This window comes from Staphylococcus sp. HMSC055A09 (assembly GCF_001809655.1).
GTDB lineage: Bacteria > Bacillota > Bacilli > Staphylococcales > Staphylococcaceae > Staphylococcus > Staphylococcus capitis.
The window spans coordinates 93,158-111,972 of record NZ_KV798353.1 but is presented as its reverse complement, the minus strand read 5'-3'; the positions used below and the strand labels follow the sequence as shown (position 1 = coordinate 111,972).

The following is an 18,815-nucleotide window of genomic DNA, read 5'->3' as shown; positions in this document are numbered from 1 at the left end:
CATCTAATGAAAGCGAGCTTTAAATAAAAAATAATTAATTAATCTACTATGCATTTCTATGTAATCTAGTATAATTAAATTAATAAGAGTTCATGCATTAATATTACCAATCCCCTCACTACTCGAGATAGTGAGGGGATTTTTTAGGTTATGGTTGATATCACTTATTTTTTCTTTTTCTCATTCAAGCTAATAATAATTGGTAACATACCACAACAAATGATTATCAATAATATTAATCCTGAATTCATTTTTGTACCTCTTGTGATTATTTAGTGTTCATATTTGGCATTGATTGACCAGAAGCTCCACTTATTAAACCAAATCCAACTAATAAAACTAGAGCAACGATACCTAATATAATAGATGTTTTCTTAGATAAGCGACTCGTTGAGTAATAAACTACGCCTGTTAAAAATGCTTTTAATAAGTTAGTTAAGTTTAATGCCATTAAAAATTTGTTGCCTTTAGCGAAGATGTTTAAACTGTCTAATTTATATTCAAGAATACTTAATCCAAATAATAGTTGGATAATAATGATAATAAGAGAGAAAGCATTAATTATAATTGAGTATGAAAGTGCAGCAGAAAAGATACTGCTACCTTTAGCATCAGATTTAAATATTTTAGAAATAACTAAGAAAATCACAAAAACTATTCCTGCATTAAAAAGCATGCCAAAGAAACCAGTTATTATTGTTATTATCAAGTAAACTCCAGAATTCATCTGACCATTAGTTTGTGATAATAAAGAATCTTTTGTAGCAAAGTAACTTACGAATGCAGTTATTATGGCTAAAACTATTAAAATTAACAACTTCACTAACCATTTTGGATTTTCTCTTAACTTACTAAAATGATTTACAAATGGAATGCTAGAATTTTCTAGTTGTTTAGTATCGATATTTTGATTTTCCATAATATGTATATCTCCTTTGTTTATTAATATCACTTAAATGTTAACATTTAAATCTATTTTATAAAATAAGCAATTTAAAATTTTAGTTAAATTTCATTGCCTATACATAATAATTTTAGAGAATGAATGTTTTTTCAATATTAACATTTCTAAGATTTTGTAAATTTTATATATATAAAATATTACTAATTTTACATTTGTGTTATCATTTCAATTGCAATCAATTATTAAGGAGAAATAGATATGAAAAAGAAAATATTGTGGATCATCATAGGAATTGCAATCATTCTATTATTAATTATCGCTGCTTTTATCGTGAAACAGGTAAATGGATCAGGTAAGAAAGATAGTGAAGGTTACGATACATATACAGTTAAAAAAGAAACACCTATCAGTTTAGAGGGGAAAGCTTCTCCTAAATCTGTAAAGACATATAATAATAACAGTTCAATTGGGACATTTTTAAGTACATCTGTAGACGATGGACAGAAGGTTAAACAAGGGGATCGTTTAATTAATTATGACACGAATGCTAGTAAACGTGAACAATTAGCGAATAAGGTGAACCAAGCACAAAGTCAAGTGAATGATGATTATCAAAAGATTAATCAAAGCCCTAATAATAGCCAATTGCAATCTAAACTTACTCAAGATCAAAGCTCATTAAACGAAGCACAACAGTCATTAGCACAACACGACAGACAAGTGAATGACAGTATGTATGCTTCATTTGATGGTAAAGTAAATATCAAAAATGATTCAGATGTTGGTGATGGACAACCGATTTTACAATTAATTTCAGATAACCCTCAAATTAATGCGACCGTTACAGAATTTGATATTAATAAAATTAAAGAGGGGGATAAAGTCGACGTTACTGTAAATAGTACAGGTAAAAAAGGCGAAGGTAAGATTATCAAAATTGATGAGCTTCCTACTAGTTATGATTCCGGTAGTGAGGGTGAAGCAGCTGGTGGTGCTCAAGCAGGCGGTGAAGAAGGTGAAGGTTCAGGCGCTCAAGCTTCTAATCCAACTGTGAATAATCCTTCTGGAGGTAAAGAAGGCGACACATCTAAATACAGAGTAGTTATTGGAGATTTAGATATCCCAGTTAGATCAGGTTTCTCTATGGATGCGAAGATTCCTTTAAATACTAAGAAATTACCTGACAATGTATTAACTAAAGATAACGATGTGTTCGTGGTTGATGAAAATCATAAAGTTCATAAACGTGATATCAAAATTGAACGAAACAATGGTCAAATTATCGTTAAAAAAGGTCTTAAATCAGGTGATAAAGTCATTAAAAATCCTAAAGGTAATTTAAATGATGGAGAAAAAGTTGAGGTGTCATCATGATTGAGTTGAAAAAAATCAATCGACACTTTAAAAATGGTAATGAATCTAATCATATTTTAAAGGATATTGATATTCATATTGATGAAGGAGAGTTTATCGCTATCATGGGTCCTTCAGGCTCAGGTAAAAGTACGCTCATCAACATATTAGGATTTATCGATCGCGGATATGAAGGGGAATACCTTTTCAATAAAGAAAATTATCAAAAAAGTTCAGACAACAAGCTTGCTGAAATTCGAAATCATACTGTAGGGTTTGTCTTTCAAAACTTTAAATTGATTCAAAATAATACCATTCTTGAGAATGTTAGTATCCCTCTTATTTATAATGGAATAGGGAGTAAAGAGCGTAAAAATAAAGTTTTAGACGGTCTTCAAGACGTCGGTCTTAAAGGTAAAGAAGATTTATTGCCGAATAAATTATCAGGTGGTCAACAACAACGTGTGGCCATCGCTAGAGCGATTATCAATAATCCGAAGTTTATTATCGCTGATGAACCTACAGGTGCGCTTGATTCTAAGACGTCTCAAGATATTATGGAACTCTTCGTTAAACTAAATAAAGAAAAAAGAACGACGATGATTATGGTTACACATGACCGTGATGTAGCGGATAAAGCTGATCGTATTATTCATATTTTAGATGGTCGTGTGCGAGAGGAAGAGGTGTTGACGCATGAATAACTTTTCTAATGTTATTGCTGTCGCCTTTCGCTCAATTTTAAAGAATAAACGTCGAAACATCTTTACGATGATTGGGATTATCATCGGTATCGCAGCTGTCATTACTATTATGTCTTTAGGTAATGGATTTAAGAAATCAACAAATGAACAATTTGATGAAGCGGGTGCGGGTAAAGATCAAGCTTCTATTTCATTTATGACTGAGAATATGGAGGCACCTAAGAATAATCCGTTTAAACAAGAAGATATAAGTGTAGTAGAACAAGTTAAAGGTGTTAAGAATGCCAAAATAAAAGAAGACGATGATAGCACGTATTCAGCTAAAATCACCAATTCACATGGTGGCGGTGATGTCAGTCTTAAAAAACAAAACGAGCTTACCGATGTAGACAAAGGGAAAGGTTTTACTAAAGATGATAATGACACTGAAGAGAAAGTCGCTGTCATTGATAGTAAACTTGCGAAAAAAGTGTTTAATAATAATGCGATAGGTAAGTCTATCTATGTGAATGGCGAAGGATTTAAAGTTGTTGGTGTATCTGAAGGTTCAGTAATTGACGCTGGCGGTATGGGTATGCCTGAAGAATCAACAGTACAACTCCCTACAAAGACATTCAATAAATATATGGGTAACTTGTCTCAGGGTATGCCTCAATTATTAGTTACTGTGGATAAGAGTTCTGCTAAAAAAGACGTTGGTAAAAAAGTTGAAAAAGAACTGAATAAAAAAGGTACTGGCACATCTGAGGGGCAATATAGTTATCAAGACAATGAAGAAATGATGAAAGGTATCGGAAAAGTATTAGATACCATTACTTACTTTGTTGCAGCAGTTGCAGGTATTTCACTCTTTATTGCTGGTATTGGTGTGATGAATGTGATGTACATTTCAGTTACTGAGCGTACAGAAGAAATTGCGATCCGACGTGCATTTGGCGCTAAAGGTCGAGATATAGAAATACAATTCTTAGTCGAGAGTGTGGTCCTATGTCTTATTGGTGGTATTATTGGATTAATACTCGGTATTATCATAGCGACACTAATTGATGCTGTGACGCCAGAAATGGTTAAAAGTTCCGTCAGTCTAGGATCCGTAATCTTAGCTGTTGGTGTATCTACCCTAATCGGTATTGTGTTCGGTTGGATACCTGCACGTGCCGCATCTAAGAAAGAATTAATTGATATTATTAAATAACGATTGCTTCTATATAATTATCTTAAAAGCGTGAGTAGTTACTTTAATGTTGACTACTCACGCTTAAATTTTAATAATTGTTATTAAAAAATTGATTTAATTGAAGTTACTTTATCTAATGATATTAGAGTAGGTCTTTTTATTTTAAATCATACTTTTCCTCAAAATGATGACGCTTTCTATATTCTCTGTATTTTTTATCATTATCAAAACGCTCTTGATATTTCATTTTTAACTCTGCATCTCCCGTTACTTTACCATCATCATTAACCTCATATTGATATGTATTATAGGGCTCATCTTTAAAAGTAACAACTACGTCACGTTCTCCAGTATTCAACGTGAAATTGGGTTTCTCTGTTTTAATTTTGTTTTCCCAACCTTTTTGCTTAAGTACACTGTGAACTTTTGCTTCGAGTTTATCTTCTTCATGTTTTTGATAATTTAAATAAATATGTTTACCTAAAGTGAAAATTAATATAGGGACAACAATTAAAGCAATAAGAATACTTATTGGAATAATATAATTTAATGTATATTCTTTTTTCATATTTAATCTCCTTAACTAAGTATTTTTATTCTGTTAATATTTTGTAAAATTTAAATAAATAATACAATTATATGATATGTTTTTTAATGAAACACAGTCAAGTCATAGGAGGAAATCAATGAAAAAGTTAATAACTAGTTTATTATGTACTACAATATGTGGCACAGTTTTAACTACAGGAAGTATAGACGCTCAAGTTGAGAGCTCAACTAACTCTAATTCGTTGAAAGAACTTCAAGATGAAGGTGTTGTGTCTAAATCAATTACTGAAGAACAATGGAAGCAAATTCAAGCTAAAAATCGTGAAGAAGAAGCAAAGTTTGAGAGAACAGCTGAAGAACAATGGCAGAAACAACAAAAACAAGACCAAATAGATCGAGAAAATCGTAAAAGAAAAAAGAAATTTCATTTGAAAAAAGGTGACTATTTCATCACAAATGGTGTAAGCGCCAAAGGGCTCACAGGTCATGCTGCGATTTACGTAGGGAATGGATACATTAAAGAAGCTCGTGGATATGGAAAATCTACAAGGACAAAAAGCTTTCGAAAATGGAAATATAGTACTTTAAAAAAGAAAAAAGGACACCCCAAACATCGTTATATCAGTGTATATCGAGCATCAAAAAAATATAGAGGCAAAGCTAGAAACTATGCGAAATCTCATTTTAATCATGTGCCCTATAATATAACGCCGAATCCATATTCAAAAGGAGCTACATATTGTTCGAAACTTGTTTGGCAATCTTATTATTATGGTGCCGGACCATCCTCAGTTCGCCCTTTCTCTCAACCACAATTCATTATTTATCCATATGCTCTCCATCGGTATATCAAGTCAAAACCGGTTCGGATATATACAAGAGGTTAAAATGATTAAGGTATTAAATGTATAAAATATACGAAAGTACTACTCATAATACATCATTATATTAACTCATCGAAAAGAGAGTGGGACAGAAAACATAATTTGTCAAAATTATTTTCGTCGTCCCACCCCAACTTTCATTGTTTGTAGAATTTCTTCCTAAAGAAATTCTCTATGTTGGGGTCCCGCGACAAGGATGACTAGGATTGAAAGAAGCTTGATATAAGCGCACTTTCAATTCAGACATCTACTGCCAACATATTGAGTGAGGTTGAGACAATGAATTACGTCTCAGCTTCTTTTTTACTCAAAGAGACTATTTATTTTCATAAAGAAATATTTTTATGCAATTTATCTTAAAACAAATACTTATCAACAAGATAGATTTATGTGAAAAAGATTTTAAATAACTTCAAAAGAGAATCTTACTAATTTTTATGAGAAACATGTCCCACTTGTTTATTGCAGGTGGGTTTTATAATGAAATATATAATTGACTATTGTCAGAAAATTATTAAAGCACTCCTCAGTCTAAAAGCTAAAGACCGTGTTATTATAATAGCCACACATGATCAATTAATAGCAAAACAATGTGATGAAATAATAAATGTAGAAGATTATAGAGTTTAACATAGTGAAGCTGGAAAGTTGTTATTTAATTCAGACTTTCCAGTTCTTTATTTAGAGACGATGCAATAAGTAAGTGTAGTCAACGTAAGTGTTAAAACGATACTTAAAACAAAGGTAGTAATGATTCTTTCTTTAAGAGACACATGACGTAAACCCACGAAAACTGTGACACTAAAAAAGACTAAACTACTAATTAAATATAAAATAAAAGCTATCCATATAAATGTATTAGGGCTGTTTAGAAATTGTTGGTAACTCTCCATTAAAAATAACCTCACACATATTATTTAGTACTTAATATATCAAATTACAGGTAATCTATCGAATTATAATAATTATTTGTTAAATTGAAAATATAGAAGAAAGCAAAATATAAATTTTAACAAAACTTTAATAAAAAAAGTTAAAAAATTTAAACGTTTGTATGTTAATTTAAAGATAGCAGTTATATTTTCAATCTTTATAAGGGAAAAAACTTATAGAGGTGATTATTTTGAAAAATTATAATGAAAAGAAAAGATTTAGTATTAGAAAGTACGCTGTCGGAGTCGTGTCTATTGTCACAGGTATAACGATTTTTATTGGGGGACAACAAGCACATGCCGCAGAAGAGACAAACCAACAAATTAATACACCTTCACATTCAAATGAAACAACTCAAACTGCTCAAAAGAATTTAAAAGAAAATGAATCACGGCCAAGTGAGTCTGAGTTATCATCTTCAAAAACTTCTCAACCACAGCAATCCGAATCAACGCAACATTCTCAACCTCAACAAACCGAATCAACTCAATCTACTCAAACACAACAAACGAATCCAACTCAACATCCTCAAGATAAAGAAAACTCTCAAAATCAATCATTAGAAAGCACGAAAGAAGCAACTAATCATAACGATACTCCAGACACATCAGAAGCGATTGATACTAAGAAGGAAGAATTAGATAATCAAGACGTCCTTCCGTCTAAAAAAACAAATAATAGTGAAAGAAAAGCTGATAACACTTCTACGCAAGACAACGCAACATCTACTGATAACAAGCAATATGAATCAGAAAGTAAACCAACAGAAACCAAATCAGAAAATGATAAAGTAACTCAAAGTAACTCAAGCGATAATCCTTCTGAATCTCAAGAATCAACTAAGTCGCAAGATCAACAAGACCCTCAAGATAAACCAGATTCACAGCACTCACAAAAATCTGAGGATAATTTATCAACTCGTGATACTACATACCCAAAAGAATCTAAACAAAATTCCTCATCTTCACAACCTCAAGAAACAACGCAAGAGTCTCGAAACAACAAAGACGAAACTGACAATGATAATCCTCAGTCTAAGGGTGCCCATCAATCATCACAAAATACTCAACTTCGATCTACTGAAAACAATGATGACCCGAAAGACTCAACTCAATTAAAATCTTCAAATAAAGAACAAGATACTCGGGAACAAAATAATGAAAAAGAAGTAGACCAACCAACTAAGAAAACTCCATCCATGAAACAAGAAAATAAAAATACTACGAAACAATCAGTTAAAACAGATAAAACAGAAAGACCGACTTCCACAAAACCAAAAACACTACAATCTCATCAACCGAACAAACTTTCTAAACAAACGCTACAAGCTCAATATAAAAATCAATATCCTGTCGTGTTCGTTCATGGTTTTGCTGGTTTAGTCGGTGAAGATGCGTTTACACTTTACCCAAATTATTGGGGTGGAGGTAAATATAATATTAAAAGTGAATTGACTAAACAAGGTTACCGTGTACATGAAGCAAATATTGGTGCATTTAGCAGTAACTATGATCGTGCGGTTGACTTGTACTACTACATTAAAGGCGGTCGCGTAGACTACGGTGCAGCTCATGCGGCTAAATATGGTCATCATCGTTATGGTAGAACATATGAAGGTATTATGCCGGATTGGGCACCTGGTAAAAAAATTCATTTAGTTGGTCATAGTATGGGTGGTCAAACGATTCGTTTGATGGAGCATTTCTTAAGAAATGGAAATCAAGAAGAAATAGACTATCAACGTCAACATGGTGGTACGGTATCAGATCTCTTCAAAGGTGGAAAAGATAATATGATATCAACTATCACTACTGTAGGAACACCACATAATGGTACGCCTGCTGCCGATAAATTAGGTACACGTAAAATTGTTAAAGATGCAATGAATCGTATAGGACGTCTAAGTGGTAGTAGATTGCTAGATTTAAATTTAGGCTTTTCTCAATGGGGCTTTAAACAAAAACCAAATGAAAGCTATATAGAATATGCTGAACGCGTTGCAAATAGTAGAATTTGGGATACTGAAGACCAAGCAATTAATGATTTAACAACTGCTGGTGCTGAAAAGTTAAATAAAATGACAAACTTAAACCCTAATATTGTATACACAACTTATACAGGTGCAGCTACGCATACTGGCCCTCTAGGATTTCAAATACCAGACGTAAGACAGTTATTCGCAATGGATATAACGAGTCGTATCATTGGTAGAGATAAAAATAAAAATGTAAGAGTGAATGACGGTCTAGTACCTGTATCATCGTCAATATATCCTACTGCTCAAGCATTCAAAAAAGTAGGCTTCTTGAACCCAGCTACAAGTAAAGGGGTTTGGCAAGTCAGACCTGTACAAAACGGTTGGGATCATGCAGATTTAATCGGCCTTGATCTCCCTGATTTCAAACGTACTGGTGCTGAATTAGGAAAATATTATTTAGGTATGATAAATAATATGATGAGAGTTGAGGAATTAGATGGTCTAACTAAAAAATAATAACTTCACATAGTAAAAACACCCTCAAAGGATGTGTCGAACTGTACTGACATCTCCAATGAGGGTGTTATTTTTTTTATGATTAAGTTATTGATCTTCTTTTTCTTCACGACGTTTTAAGAAATATGCGCCTCCTAATAGTCCAACAGGAATACCTGCGATAGGCGTAATAATATTACTTAAAACAAATACAATGACAACTAACATTAAGATATTGAACCAGTTAATAGTTAAATTTTTTAAATCCTCATATGATTGTTTGATTAAATCTTTAATTTTCATAATAAATACCATCCTTTTTTAATTAATTATTTGAAAAATCCTTTTTAAATTGAGCGCTTAATGACACGATTTGAGTGTATAAATGCTATAAGAGCAAAGATGAGGTAGATGACTGTGTAAACAATCATTACTAGGAATACAGGTACCATTGTTACATTGCCCATAACATGCATAAAGGCTAGTGCCGCAAATAACGCATGTAGTAGAGCTATAATTAAAGGTAATCCAAAGTTGAATAAAATCTTTAATAATAACCCTTTAGACATATCAGAATTAGTAAATCCGATTCGTCGTAAGACTTTAAAATTATCGATTTCATCTTCAGTTTCATCCATTTGTTTAATGTAAATAATACATCCAGCTGCGATTAAGAACGCTAATCCTAAGAATGAAGTTACAAATATGAAAATACCATTTGTTGCGTCCACCACTTTTTTCAATTCATCTTTAGAAGTTACATTTGGATCAACTTTCGACGCGATACGTTCAGCTTTTTTCATATCGCTATGATGTTTAATATTAAATCCATAAACGTGCGCAGTATTTTTATCTGTTTTTAATGAGTTGTATACTTTAGGACTTACTTCTACTATAGGAGCTGCATATGATAATTCAGATGGATAAACTTTGGAATCGTCTTTATCTGTTACTTTTACAGTTGTTTTAGACTTACCTTTAACTGTGATACTTTGATTCATATTAAATTTCATCATTCCGATAGCGGTTTTAGTGTTTGTTAATCGAGCGTTACTACCTTTAAGATCTTTATTAACAATCATTGACGTATTCTGTGAGAAACCTTCAGAATCATCTTGTAATGTCATAACGTTATCTTTAACTGTTTTAGGATTAATTGACTCATAAGTATGTTTATCGTGTTTAATATTATTTTTATCTAATTGCTGTTCAAATTTATGCGCTTGCTTACCTTTTGAGAAGTCAAAGTCTTGTGGTGTTGATGATTCAATATTATAATCCGAATTTGCTTTAGTAATAGCTGTAAAACAAAGAATTGTAACAGTTAACGCTGAAATGATGGCGATGACTGTTAATGACATCGCATTTTTCTTCATTCTATGCATGATAGAAGATGTACACACCACATCTGTGATTGAAACACGACCATTCTTTGAACGTTTTATCGTTTTAAAAATGAGTGACACTGAACTTCTAAAGAATAAGTAAGCACCGACAATTGTTAAGAATAAAATAATGAATGGTGTAACTAATGCTATAGTAAGTGATTTAAATACACCAAACATTTCAGTTGCCATATAATACCCTAAAGCTATCATTAAGATACCTAGGATACCACCAATAATTTCAGGAACTGAAATACGTGCTTTAGTTGCTTCAGATTGAGAACTATCTTTCATCATTGTTAAGATGCTTCTTCTTTTTAGGAAAAGGTAATTCTGAACAAGTATTAAAACAAAAGCAATGACTAACATTATGATAGTAATGATTAGTGCTTGGGGTTCAAATCCTATTGAAAGATGAACTTTTAACTTCATCAATTTAGAAGCAATGGCAAGTAAAAGTTGTGAACTGAAAATTCCAATGAGCACGCCTAAGATACCTGTAATTACAAATATCGCGAATTGCTCAATACTTAACATTCTAAGAATATTTCCTCTTGTGAGTCCGATAAGTTGGAATAATGCAAACTCTTTTGTACGTCTTTTAACGAATAAGTGGTTCGCGTACATTAAGAATATAATAATAATAATGAATAAAATTGATGCTCCGAAACTAGATCCTTTTTGAATTATTGCCATAGAAGTTGAATTATTAATACTGTGTGAATGCTTCAAAGTTGAGAAACTAAAATAAAGTACGATACTTAATAATAAAGAGAATAAGAACATGCCATAGTGTTTGATGTTCTGTCTTAAATTTTTAAGCGTAATTTGATTAAACGTCATGAGTGACACCACCTAATGCCGATTGCAATTTGATGATTTCTTGATAGAAGTCTTGTTTAGAGTCGTCTCCTTGATAAATTTCAGAATGAATATTACCATCCTTCAACATAATTACTCTCTCAGCAAAACTTGCTGCTGATGGGTCATGAGTAACCATAATAATCGTTGAATTAAATTGTTTATTCATATCTTCTAATCGATTAAGTAAATCTTGAGCACTTTTCGAATCTAGAGCACCCGTAGGCTCATCGGCAAAGATAATATTTGGTTTATGAACGAAAGCACGGGCGGCTGCCGTACGTTGTTGTTGTCCACCTGAAATTTCACTAGGATATTTATTTCCCAGGTCATTAATACCAAGAGCTTCTGTCACTTCTTTGTAATTCTGTTCCATTTCGTATTTTTGAATTTTTTGGACTGAAAGTGGAAGCATAATATTTTCTTTAACGGTTAAAGTAGGCAGTACACTATAATCTTGGAAGATGAATCCAAGTTGTTTTTTACGGAAATTTGCAAGCTTTTTATTACTTAGTTTGTTTATTTCATTACCATCGACTTCTACAGAACCTCCTGAGATAGTATCAATAGAACTAAGAACATTTAATAATGTAGTTTTACCTGAACCAGAAGGTCCCATGATTGCTACGAATTCTCCTTTTTCAACTGAAAAACTGATATCTTTAAGTGCTTGGTACTTTTGTTTGTCTCCATATACTTTTGATAATTTGTTAACTTTTAATATCGTCATCTTCTCACTCCTCAATGTGTTTATACTTAAATTGTAGAGAGAATCTATGGCTGTTGCCTTTATCTAACCTTACAAATTGCTTGTTGTAACTTACAGGTATGTAAGATTTAATTATCTTTATAAAAATAAAACCACGACCTTTTAAAAGATCGTGGAAATAAATTAATTTAAATTTTTATTGGCGTCTTCAGGAATCTCTCTTTTTTTAACTTCTGAATAACTTAAAACTTGATCCTGTTTTGTTGTTAACTTGAGATAATGATTTGTTTTTAATTTCTTAGTTGCGGTATAGGTGATTTTCTTGCCATCACCTTTTTTATCATAACCAACAGTTTTATAAGTATAATTATAGAAGTCTGTTCCGAATTTTTCTTTTTTAACAGGTTTATCAGTTTTAACAAAATAATCTTCTTTAGGTATCATAAAATTATATTTATTTAAATCTCGTACTGTGGGGTCGTTTGGATGATGTTCACTATAAATTTTACCTACTAGCATGAGCGCACCAATTAGAAGAATAAAAACGCCTAGTGTAATTGATAGTTTCTTCAAAGCTTTCATAATCTTTCACCATTTATTTCTCTAATTTACTCATTGCTTTTTTAGGAATTTCATCTTTTTTAACTTCGTCATAGCTTCTCACTGTGTTTAATTTTTCTTTAATTTTTAAATAATGATTTGGTTTAAGTTTTTTCATTCCTGTGTATAAGATTTTTTTACTGTTGCCTTTATCATCATAACCAGTAGTCTTATAAACGTTATCAACATCTTCATATTGCTTAGGTTTATGTTTCATTGGTTTAGTCGTTTTCACATAATATTCTTTTGTTGGTTCTAAGGGGTTAGCCATATTTAAACTTTTAACATCTTTGTTATTTGGATGATGATCGCCATAAACTTTTAATCCGAAAAGTAATCCTACTAGTAATAAGATAATAACTACTACAGTAGTTAATGAAATTTTTAATGCTTTCATGAATAAACACTCCTTTGAATTGATTACAATTTCATTGTAGGAGCTTTATTGTAACGTTGCCTTTATCTAATCTTACAAATCAACGATTGAAACTTACACGGTTGAAAGGTTTATAAAATTTGATCCTTCTATGTGTAATTAAGAACGTTTTTAACCTTTAGAACTGTTTGATATGATTACATCAATTTAAAAGTTGAAACAATAGCCATACTTAATATATATTTCATAACTATAAGTGAGGTAAAAGTATGAAAATTTCATGGATTTGATGGTGGTGTCTACAATTTTTTGGGTAGTGGTGGCACTTATTTTACTAGTATTAGGTTTAATGAATGGCTTAAACAATGAAATGGAAGGATATAAATTTGCCTTTCTATTTATAGGAATATTTCTTGCGCCTTTGATTTGCCAATTGATTTGGCTAATTATCAATATTATAGTCATCAAAGATTTTAAAGAAAGTAAATAGATGTAATCAACTAGTGTTGGGAATTTTTAATGTTCATTCTCAACATTTTTTAATTATTTGGGATATTAAAAAATAATTTGTATTACATAATTAATTTATGAGATGATGCAGTTAAATAACATTGTAAATCATTGAGTTTGGTTAAATCTTAATATGAATTTAAAAAACAATTGTTATAATTTTTATGAAACTTTAAAGACTATAAAGGAGTATGTTTATGAAAAGGTTAATACTATTAATTAGTTTGTTAAGTTTAGCATTTATCCTCACAGCTTGTGGGGGAACTGGAAAGCAGAAAGAACCTTCGAAGGAAAGTCAAAAATCAGATAAATATGAATACGTATATTATGAAGTACTAAATGATGGTGGAGAAGACACGCCTAATGTAGAGATTAAATATAAAGACAATAAAGGTAAATCACATTTAGAGAAAACAGATTTAAAACATGTTTATGAACATATTTTAAGTGATGGAAATAAAAAACCATACATAGTTAAAGATGGTAGTAAAATTCATGTCTATCGCCCACCTTACATGACATACGGCGATGATGATGTTGAAGGTAAAGCAGTTTCTAAAGATGAAGTATCTAAATAAGAAAAGGTGAGTTGATGAAAGGTAAAATATTAAAATTTATAAGTTTAATGATTATTATCACTACAGCCTCACTTGGTATGTTATCAACGGAATTAGACGCTGCAACATCAGGAGGGTCTAGTAGTTCTAGCTCAAGTAGTTCAAGTAGTAGTTCATCATCAAGTGCTTCCTCGTCAGCTGCAAGAGGCTCAACATCATCTAGTTCATCAATGAGTCGCTCAAGTGCAGCTAATGCGTCACGAGCTGCCCAACAATCAAGCCAACGTGCTGCGCAACAAGCAACTAGAACAAGTAGTATAGCTTCTAGTAGAAATGCTTCGAAGTATAAACAAGGTGCATATCACACTAAATCTCAACAAGCACGTTCAATGATGGCACCAAGACGACGATACAGCTCAGGTGCGCCATATACTTCACAATATATGGCGACGTCATACTATAATAATTGGTTGTATTTCTATATCATTGCCTCTCAAGAGAATCAGAGTAAGACAAGTAGTGTGAAGTACCAAATGAATATGTTAAAAAATCAAATGAAACCTCATGAAAAATTATACACTGTTACTATACAAACGAATAAAGGTAAACGCGTCATTGTTGTACCAAAGAAACAATACGATAAAATTAAAACCGGTAAGAATGTGAAAATTAAAAATGGTATAGTACAATAGTGAGCATTAAAGGAGAATTAAATCTTTGATAAAAAAATTTATTGAGAATGAACAAAAAAGTGGATATTTAGGTATCTTATGTACCTTAGTATTTGGTTTATTATTTAGTTCAATGTTCACACCATTTATTGGTATACCTGCAGCGTTAGGTGTTGGTTACCTTATCCACACAACTGAAGAAGAATAATTTAAAGAATCAAGGAGCCTAAACCATGAAAAAAGAGATATTAGAATGGATTATTGCAATTGCAGTAGCGCTTATCATTGTTGGATTAGTACAGAAATTCTTGTTTACTTCCTATACCGTCTCAGGTGAGTCTATGCATCCTACTTTTGAAGACAGGGATAGAGTGATGGTTAGCCGTATTTCTAAAACATTGAATCATATTAATTCTGGCGACGTAGTTATTTTTCATGCAACTAAAAAAGATGACTATATTAAACGTTTAATAGGTAAACCTGGAGATACTGTAGAGTACAAGAAAGACCAATTATATTTAAATAATAAGAAAGTGTCGGAACCATATTTAAATTATAATAAGAAACATAAAGTCGGAAAGTATTTAACTGAGAATTTTAAATCTAAAACAGTTAGAGGCGCTAATGGACATATGAAAATCCCTAAAAATAAATACTTAGTATTAGGGGATAATCGTCAAAATAGTGTTGATAGTCGTTACGATGTAGGATTAGTCGATAAAGATCAACTTGTTGGTAAAGTATTATTTAGATATTGGCCGTTAAATAAATGGAAAGGCGGATTTAATCCAGGTACTTTCCCTAATTAATAAAAAATTGCCTCTTAGCAATTTAGACTACCCTCAATTAAGGGAGGTCTAGCTAAGAGGCTTTCTTTATATAATATTTACTCGTCCTCTACATTCTTTCCAACAGCTTCCCATCTCAATGCAGTCGTGATAATTAGACCAACTAAAGGAACGATGGCTAAGATAAGCATCGTATTTGTTAATCCCACAGCTGCAAGTATAATCGGAAATACAAATGTACCGATAATACTTCCCGTACGACTTACTGATTCTACGAAACCAGTAGCTTGTGAGCGTAAATATGTTGGGAATGATAAAGCCGCAATCGTCTTACCTTGTGTACCAGGTCCACCAGAATGTCCAAATAAGAACAATGCGATCAAGAATGTATTGATAATCATTGGTAGACTATGATAGAACAAGCCCGTCATAACCATCGCGATTAACACAAGACTGAAACCAATCATTGTGAGTCGGCGTGTACCTACCTTATATGTCAGTTGCGATCCTACATAAGCACCAATAATACCTGCTATATTCACGATAGCTGTACCTAATAGCACGCCTAATTTATCTTTACTAATTATGTAAGTTGCAATTATTGGGATATATAATCCTACTCCATAGTACTGCATTCCCTGTAATGTTGAAATGGCTGTTGCTAGTACAATCCTTTTCAAATATTTAGGTTTAAATATTTCAGTGCCAGAAGACTTTGAAGATTTATTCTCGGAAAATGACTCCCCAGTACCTTCAAGTTTTAAATCCACATCATAATTATTTCGTACATACTCGGTAGCTTCTTTAAGAGAGTGGTGATTAATCATCCAAGTTGGGCTCTCTTTTAAATAATTAATACGTAAAATGTAGAGTACTAAAGCAATCAAAGCACCAAAGCCAACTGCGAATCTCCATAAGTGTTCACCTGTACCCATTAAAAAGAAGGCGATAACTACTAAAGCTGAGGCAACGATTGCTACATACCATACAACCTGCCAATAGTTAACATTACGACCTTTCTGCCATTTATTACTAATTTCAGCAATGAAAGTGAATGCAACAGGACTATCCATACCGATAGCGAAGCCCATAATGAAGCGGCAGATAAGTAAAATAGCTAAATGAGGAGCAAGTGCTGCGCCTAAAGAAGTGATTACAAGGATAAGTAATGAGACAGATAATATACGCTTACGCCCGAATTTATATGCAAGTGAACCCCCTAGTATGGCTCCAAAAAGTGCTCCAATAGGTAAGGAAGTCATAACCACTGAAAGCATTGTTGGAGATAGGTGGAATTCTTTCGTTAGCTGGTCTGTCATTGTACCTAAAATGGTAATGTCATACGCATCTAAAAAAATCGTGCCTAATATCATAAAAAGAAGAATTTTAGATGTATGTTTCTGGTCTGCATGGTCGATAATTCTAAATAAATCATTTTTATTTTTTACGATTTCCATATTATCATTCCCTTAAATTATTTGTCTTTTTAAGCGTAATTGAGTGTCATTAAGTAACAATTAACTTGAGATTAAAATTTTATTAACATTACTAACATATTTATTTAATAATTGTGGATAACTTTATGGATAACTAAACCCAAACACCTGTATAGCAACATTTAGAGATAAACTTCAAGTTATCCACATCATATAATAACATGTTGATAATATCCAGAATTGTACGAAAAATCTATTTGTTTAGATTTAGAATTTAATTTTAAAAATATTCTTATCCCTTATTAAAGTCTATTATCTAAAGCATAATTGCTTTTAATCATATTAAATAAAAAAGTAGGTTATTAATGGATGATCTTAGCCATACTAAAAAACCCTCACTATTGTAATAGTGAGGGGATATATGAAACTTATTATAGTTCTTTTTTATTAAAAATTTTTATAGATAAAATATAAGTTAAGGCAAAAGTCACTAACCCCAATATGCCAAAGACAATAAACACAAGTAAACTATTTGTACTACTTAACATATTAATCATTGAACTATCATGATGTGCACCTAGAGCAAGTGCTAAAATATAGAATACGAAATATATAATAATCATAAAGAAAACGGTAATCATGATGATTGTGTTTGAATTTTCAGGGCCGAATTTAAATGTTAATGGGAATAGTGCGGAATATAACCCTGTACAACCAACACAAACTAAAAAGGCAATCAACGCCATATTTATGCTGTGTGTAATTATCAATACAATTGGGAAACTAATCACAAAAGAGATGACTGTGATAGCGCCAAAAAGTAAATAGTAACTCTTTACATAATCAGCACGTTTTACAGGCAATGTAGAGACGTAATACATCCATTTAGAATCTTTTTCGCGTTTGAAATTATCTGCAATAGATGAAACCAATAATACTACTACCATGAAACCGCTCATAGTTGGGTTTAAAAAAGTCATAATTATAGCTGTTATGATTCCAACAATGAAATATATAATTAATGGTTTTTTAGTTGCATATAAAGTACTCAATACTAAACCTTTCATTATTTATCACCTCTCATAATAATTTTAGTTGCATCATCAATGTTGTTAATTTGTTTGGCTTCGGGAACCTCATGATGATTGTTCACAAGACTAATTCTATTATGATTTCTTTGACGTGACGCGACCAAATAGTCGTTAGAAATATTAAATGATTCAACAGGTTGGTCAACAATGCCATAATTTTTGAGTAGTTCTTCTTTACTTTCCTTTAAAATGATTTCGCCGTCTCTCATAAATACTAATTGATTAGCGAGTTGTTCTATATCTTCTGAAATATGAGAAGAAATTAGAATGCTGTTACCTTGTGCCACAAAATCTTCAAGAATTTCAATCACTTGTTCTCGGCCTGATACATCCATCCCAGCAGTTGCTTCGTCAAGAATGAGTAACTTTGAGTCATGTGCCATTGAAATGGATAATGCTGTTTTCATTCTCATACCTCTTGAGAAGGTAGTGATTTGATTATGTGTTGGTAATTCAAATTCCTTTACCAATGAAAAGAATTTATCACTATTCCAAGTGTTATAAATATTAGTGAATACTTTGTCTATAGATGTTAAAGTCAATTTATTAGGTACTCTTAAATCATCAAACACTACACCAATATGCTCTTTGTATTGAACGTCTTCTTCGCTCACTTCTTCATCGAAAAAGCGAATTGAACCACTATCTTTATGTCTATTTCCTACAATTGTATTAATGAGGGTAGACTTCCCTGATCCGTTCTTACCGATTAAGCCAATCACTTCACCCTGTCCAATTGAAAAAGAAATATTTGAAAGTCGAAATTCTGAATTTGTATACGACTTATTAAGATTTTGAATATCTAAAAACTTTTCCATAAGACTATCCTCCTGAAAAATTAAACATGTTTAGTA

General features: G+C 31.8%; 21 protein-coding genes. 11 read left to right on the top strand and 10 right to left on the bottom strand.

Annotated features, from left to right (window positions below; all coding sequences use genetic code 11):
• Window positions 1-268: 268 nt before the first annotated feature.
• Window positions 269-919, bottom strand: a complete 651-nt coding sequence (locus HMPREF2642_RS01805) for a YIP1 family protein (protein ID WP_049427073.1) — start codon at window positions 917-919, stop codon at window positions 269-271.
• A gap of 243 nt (window positions 920-1,162) precedes the next feature.
• On the opposite strand from HMPREF2642_RS01805, the gene HMPREF2642_RS01800 reads away from it, so the two are divergent.
• The 3 genes from HMPREF2642_RS01800 to HMPREF2642_RS01790 are packed head-to-tail and all read left to right on the top strand — an operon-like array spanning window position 1,163 to window position 4,156.
• The gene (locus HMPREF2642_RS01800) at window positions 1,163-2,278 is read left to right on the top strand and encodes an efflux RND transporter periplasmic adaptor subunit (RefSeq protein WP_030061384.1); all 1,116 of its coding nucleotides are present in this window, start codon (window positions 1,163-1,165) and stop codon (window positions 2,276-2,278) included.
• Window positions 2,275-2,961 carry an ABC transporter ATP-binding protein gene (locus HMPREF2642_RS01795; RefSeq protein WP_023349962.1) on the top strand — a complete coding sequence of 229 codons (687 nt, stop codon included), beginning with the start codon at window positions 2,275-2,277 and terminating at the stop codon, window positions 2,959-2,961. The genes HMPREF2642_RS01800 and HMPREF2642_RS01795 overlap by 4 nt, the downstream gene beginning before the upstream one ends.
• Complete coding sequence (locus tag HMPREF2642_RS01790) at window positions 2,954-4,156, top strand: ABC transporter permease (protein ID WP_070597601.1); 1,203 nt, start codon at window positions 2,954-2,956, stop codon at window positions 4,154-4,156. Before HMPREF2642_RS01795 ends, HMPREF2642_RS01790 begins: the two co-directional genes overlap by 8 nt.
• 139 nt (window positions 4,157-4,295) lie before the next feature.
• On the opposite strand, the gene HMPREF2642_RS01785 is transcribed toward HMPREF2642_RS01790, so the two are convergent.
• A complete protein-coding gene (locus tag HMPREF2642_RS01785; protein WP_030061380.1) occupies window positions 4,296-4,706 on the bottom strand; it encodes a DUF3139 domain-containing protein in 411 nt (136 codons plus the stop codon).
• Window positions 4,707-4,824: 118 nt separating this feature from the next.
• Here HMPREF2642_RS01785 and HMPREF2642_RS01780 point away from each other — a divergent pair, with 118 nt between their 5' ends.
• From HMPREF2642_RS01780 to lip, 3 genes are all read left to right on the top strand, one after another.
• Entirely contained in the window at window positions 4,825-5,574 is a 750-nt protein-coding gene (locus HMPREF2642_RS01780; RefSeq protein ID WP_049427071.1) for a C40 family peptidase, read from the top strand.
• A gap of 477 nt (window positions 5,575-6,051) precedes the next feature.
• Window positions 6,052-6,201: a hypothetical protein gene (locus HMPREF2642_RS11675; RefSeq protein WP_002454386.1), complete on the top strand. Its 150-nt coding sequence runs from the start codon at window positions 6,052-6,054 to the stop codon at window positions 6,199-6,201.
• A 493-nt stretch (window positions 6,202-6,694) separates the two neighbouring features.
• Entirely contained in the window at window positions 6,695-8,998 is a 2,304-nt protein-coding gene (gene lip / locus HMPREF2642_RS01775) for a YSIRK-targeted triacylglycerol lipase (protein WP_070597599.1), read from the top strand.
• Window positions 8,999-9,085: 87 nt separating this feature from the next.
• On the opposite strand, the gene HMPREF2642_RS01770 is transcribed toward lip, so the two are convergent.
• The 5 genes from HMPREF2642_RS01770 to HMPREF2642_RS01750 all read right to left on the bottom strand — a co-directional run bounded on the left by HMPREF2642_RS01770 (window position 9,086) and on the right by HMPREF2642_RS01750 (window position 12,929).
• A complete protein-coding gene (locus HMPREF2642_RS01770) occupies window positions 9,086-9,280 on the bottom strand; it encodes a VraH family peptide resistance protein (RefSeq protein WP_002434632.1) in 195 nt (64 codons plus the stop codon).
• Window positions 9,281-9,324: 44 nt separating this feature from the next.
• Window positions 9,325-11,205: an ABC transporter permease gene (locus tag HMPREF2642_RS01765; RefSeq protein WP_030061376.1), complete on the bottom strand. Its 1,881-nt coding sequence runs from the start codon at window positions 11,203-11,205 to the stop codon at window positions 9,325-9,327.
• Window positions 11,195-11,953 carry an ABC transporter ATP-binding protein gene (locus HMPREF2642_RS01760; RefSeq protein WP_002454391.1) on the bottom strand — a complete coding sequence of 253 codons (759 nt, stop codon included), beginning with the start codon at window positions 11,951-11,953 and terminating at the stop codon, window positions 11,195-11,197. Before HMPREF2642_RS01760 ends, HMPREF2642_RS01765 begins: the two co-directional genes overlap by 11 nt.
• Window positions 11,954-12,115: 162 nt before the next feature.
• Complete coding sequence (locus HMPREF2642_RS01755; RefSeq protein WP_049427063.1) at window positions 12,116-12,514, bottom strand: YxeA family protein; 399 nt, start codon at window positions 12,512-12,514, stop codon at window positions 12,116-12,118.
• A gap of 13 nt (window positions 12,515-12,527) precedes the next feature.
• Entirely contained in the window at window positions 12,528-12,929 is a 402-nt protein-coding gene (locus HMPREF2642_RS01750) for a YxeA family protein (RefSeq protein WP_023349952.1), read from the bottom strand.
• A gap of 274 nt (window positions 12,930-13,203) precedes the next feature.
• On the opposite strand from HMPREF2642_RS01750, the gene HMPREF2642_RS01745 reads away from it, so the two are divergent.
• The 5 genes from HMPREF2642_RS01745 to lepB all read left to right on the top strand — a co-directional run bounded on the left by HMPREF2642_RS01745 (window position 13,204) and on the right by lepB (window position 15,455).
• On the top strand, window positions 13,204-13,398 hold the full coding sequence (locus HMPREF2642_RS01745) for a hypothetical protein (RefSeq protein WP_133063776.1): 195 nt from the start codon (window positions 13,204-13,206) through the stop codon (window positions 13,396-13,398).
• A 217-nt stretch (window positions 13,399-13,615) separates the two neighbouring features.
• Window positions 13,616-13,996, top strand: a complete 381-nt coding sequence (locus HMPREF2642_RS01740; RefSeq protein ID WP_030061370.1) for a hypothetical protein — start codon at window positions 13,616-13,618, stop codon at window positions 13,994-13,996.
• A gap of 14 nt (window positions 13,997-14,010) precedes the next feature.
• The gene (locus tag HMPREF2642_RS01735) at window positions 14,011-14,667 is read left to right on the top strand and encodes a hypothetical protein (protein ID WP_023349949.1); all 657 of its coding nucleotides are present in this window, start codon (window positions 14,011-14,013) and stop codon (window positions 14,665-14,667) included.
• Window positions 14,668-14,692: 25 nt separating this feature from the next.
• Window positions 14,693-14,854, top strand: a complete 162-nt coding sequence (locus tag HMPREF2642_RS11505; protein WP_002434595.1) for a VraH family peptide resistance protein — start codon at window positions 14,693-14,695, stop codon at window positions 14,852-14,854.
• 25 nt (window positions 14,855-14,879) lie between these two features.
• Entirely contained in the window at window positions 14,880-15,455 is a 576-nt protein-coding gene (gene lepB / locus HMPREF2642_RS01730) for a signal peptidase I (RefSeq protein WP_002454395.1), read from the top strand.
• Window positions 15,456-15,532: 77 nt separating this feature from the next.
• On the opposite strand, the gene HMPREF2642_RS01725 is transcribed toward lepB, so the two are convergent.
• The 3 genes from HMPREF2642_RS01725 to HMPREF2642_RS01715 all read right to left on the bottom strand — a co-directional run bounded on the left by HMPREF2642_RS01725 (window position 15,533) and on the right by HMPREF2642_RS01715 (window position 18,779).
• On the bottom strand, window positions 15,533-16,891 hold the full coding sequence (locus tag HMPREF2642_RS01725) for an MFS transporter (RefSeq protein ID WP_049427055.1): 1,359 nt from the start codon (window positions 16,889-16,891) through the stop codon (window positions 15,533-15,535).
• Between the two features lie 410 nt (window positions 16,892-17,301).
• A complete protein-coding gene (locus HMPREF2642_RS01720; protein ID WP_030061366.1) occupies window positions 17,302-17,937 on the bottom strand; it encodes an ABC-2 transporter permease in 636 nt (211 codons plus the stop codon).
• Window positions 17,937-18,779, bottom strand: a complete 843-nt coding sequence (locus tag HMPREF2642_RS01715; RefSeq protein WP_030061365.1) for an ABC transporter ATP-binding protein — start codon at window positions 18,777-18,779, stop codon at window positions 17,937-17,939. The genes HMPREF2642_RS01720 and HMPREF2642_RS01715 overlap by 1 nt, the downstream gene beginning before the upstream one ends.
• Window positions 18,780-18,815: the final 36 nt, after the last annotated feature.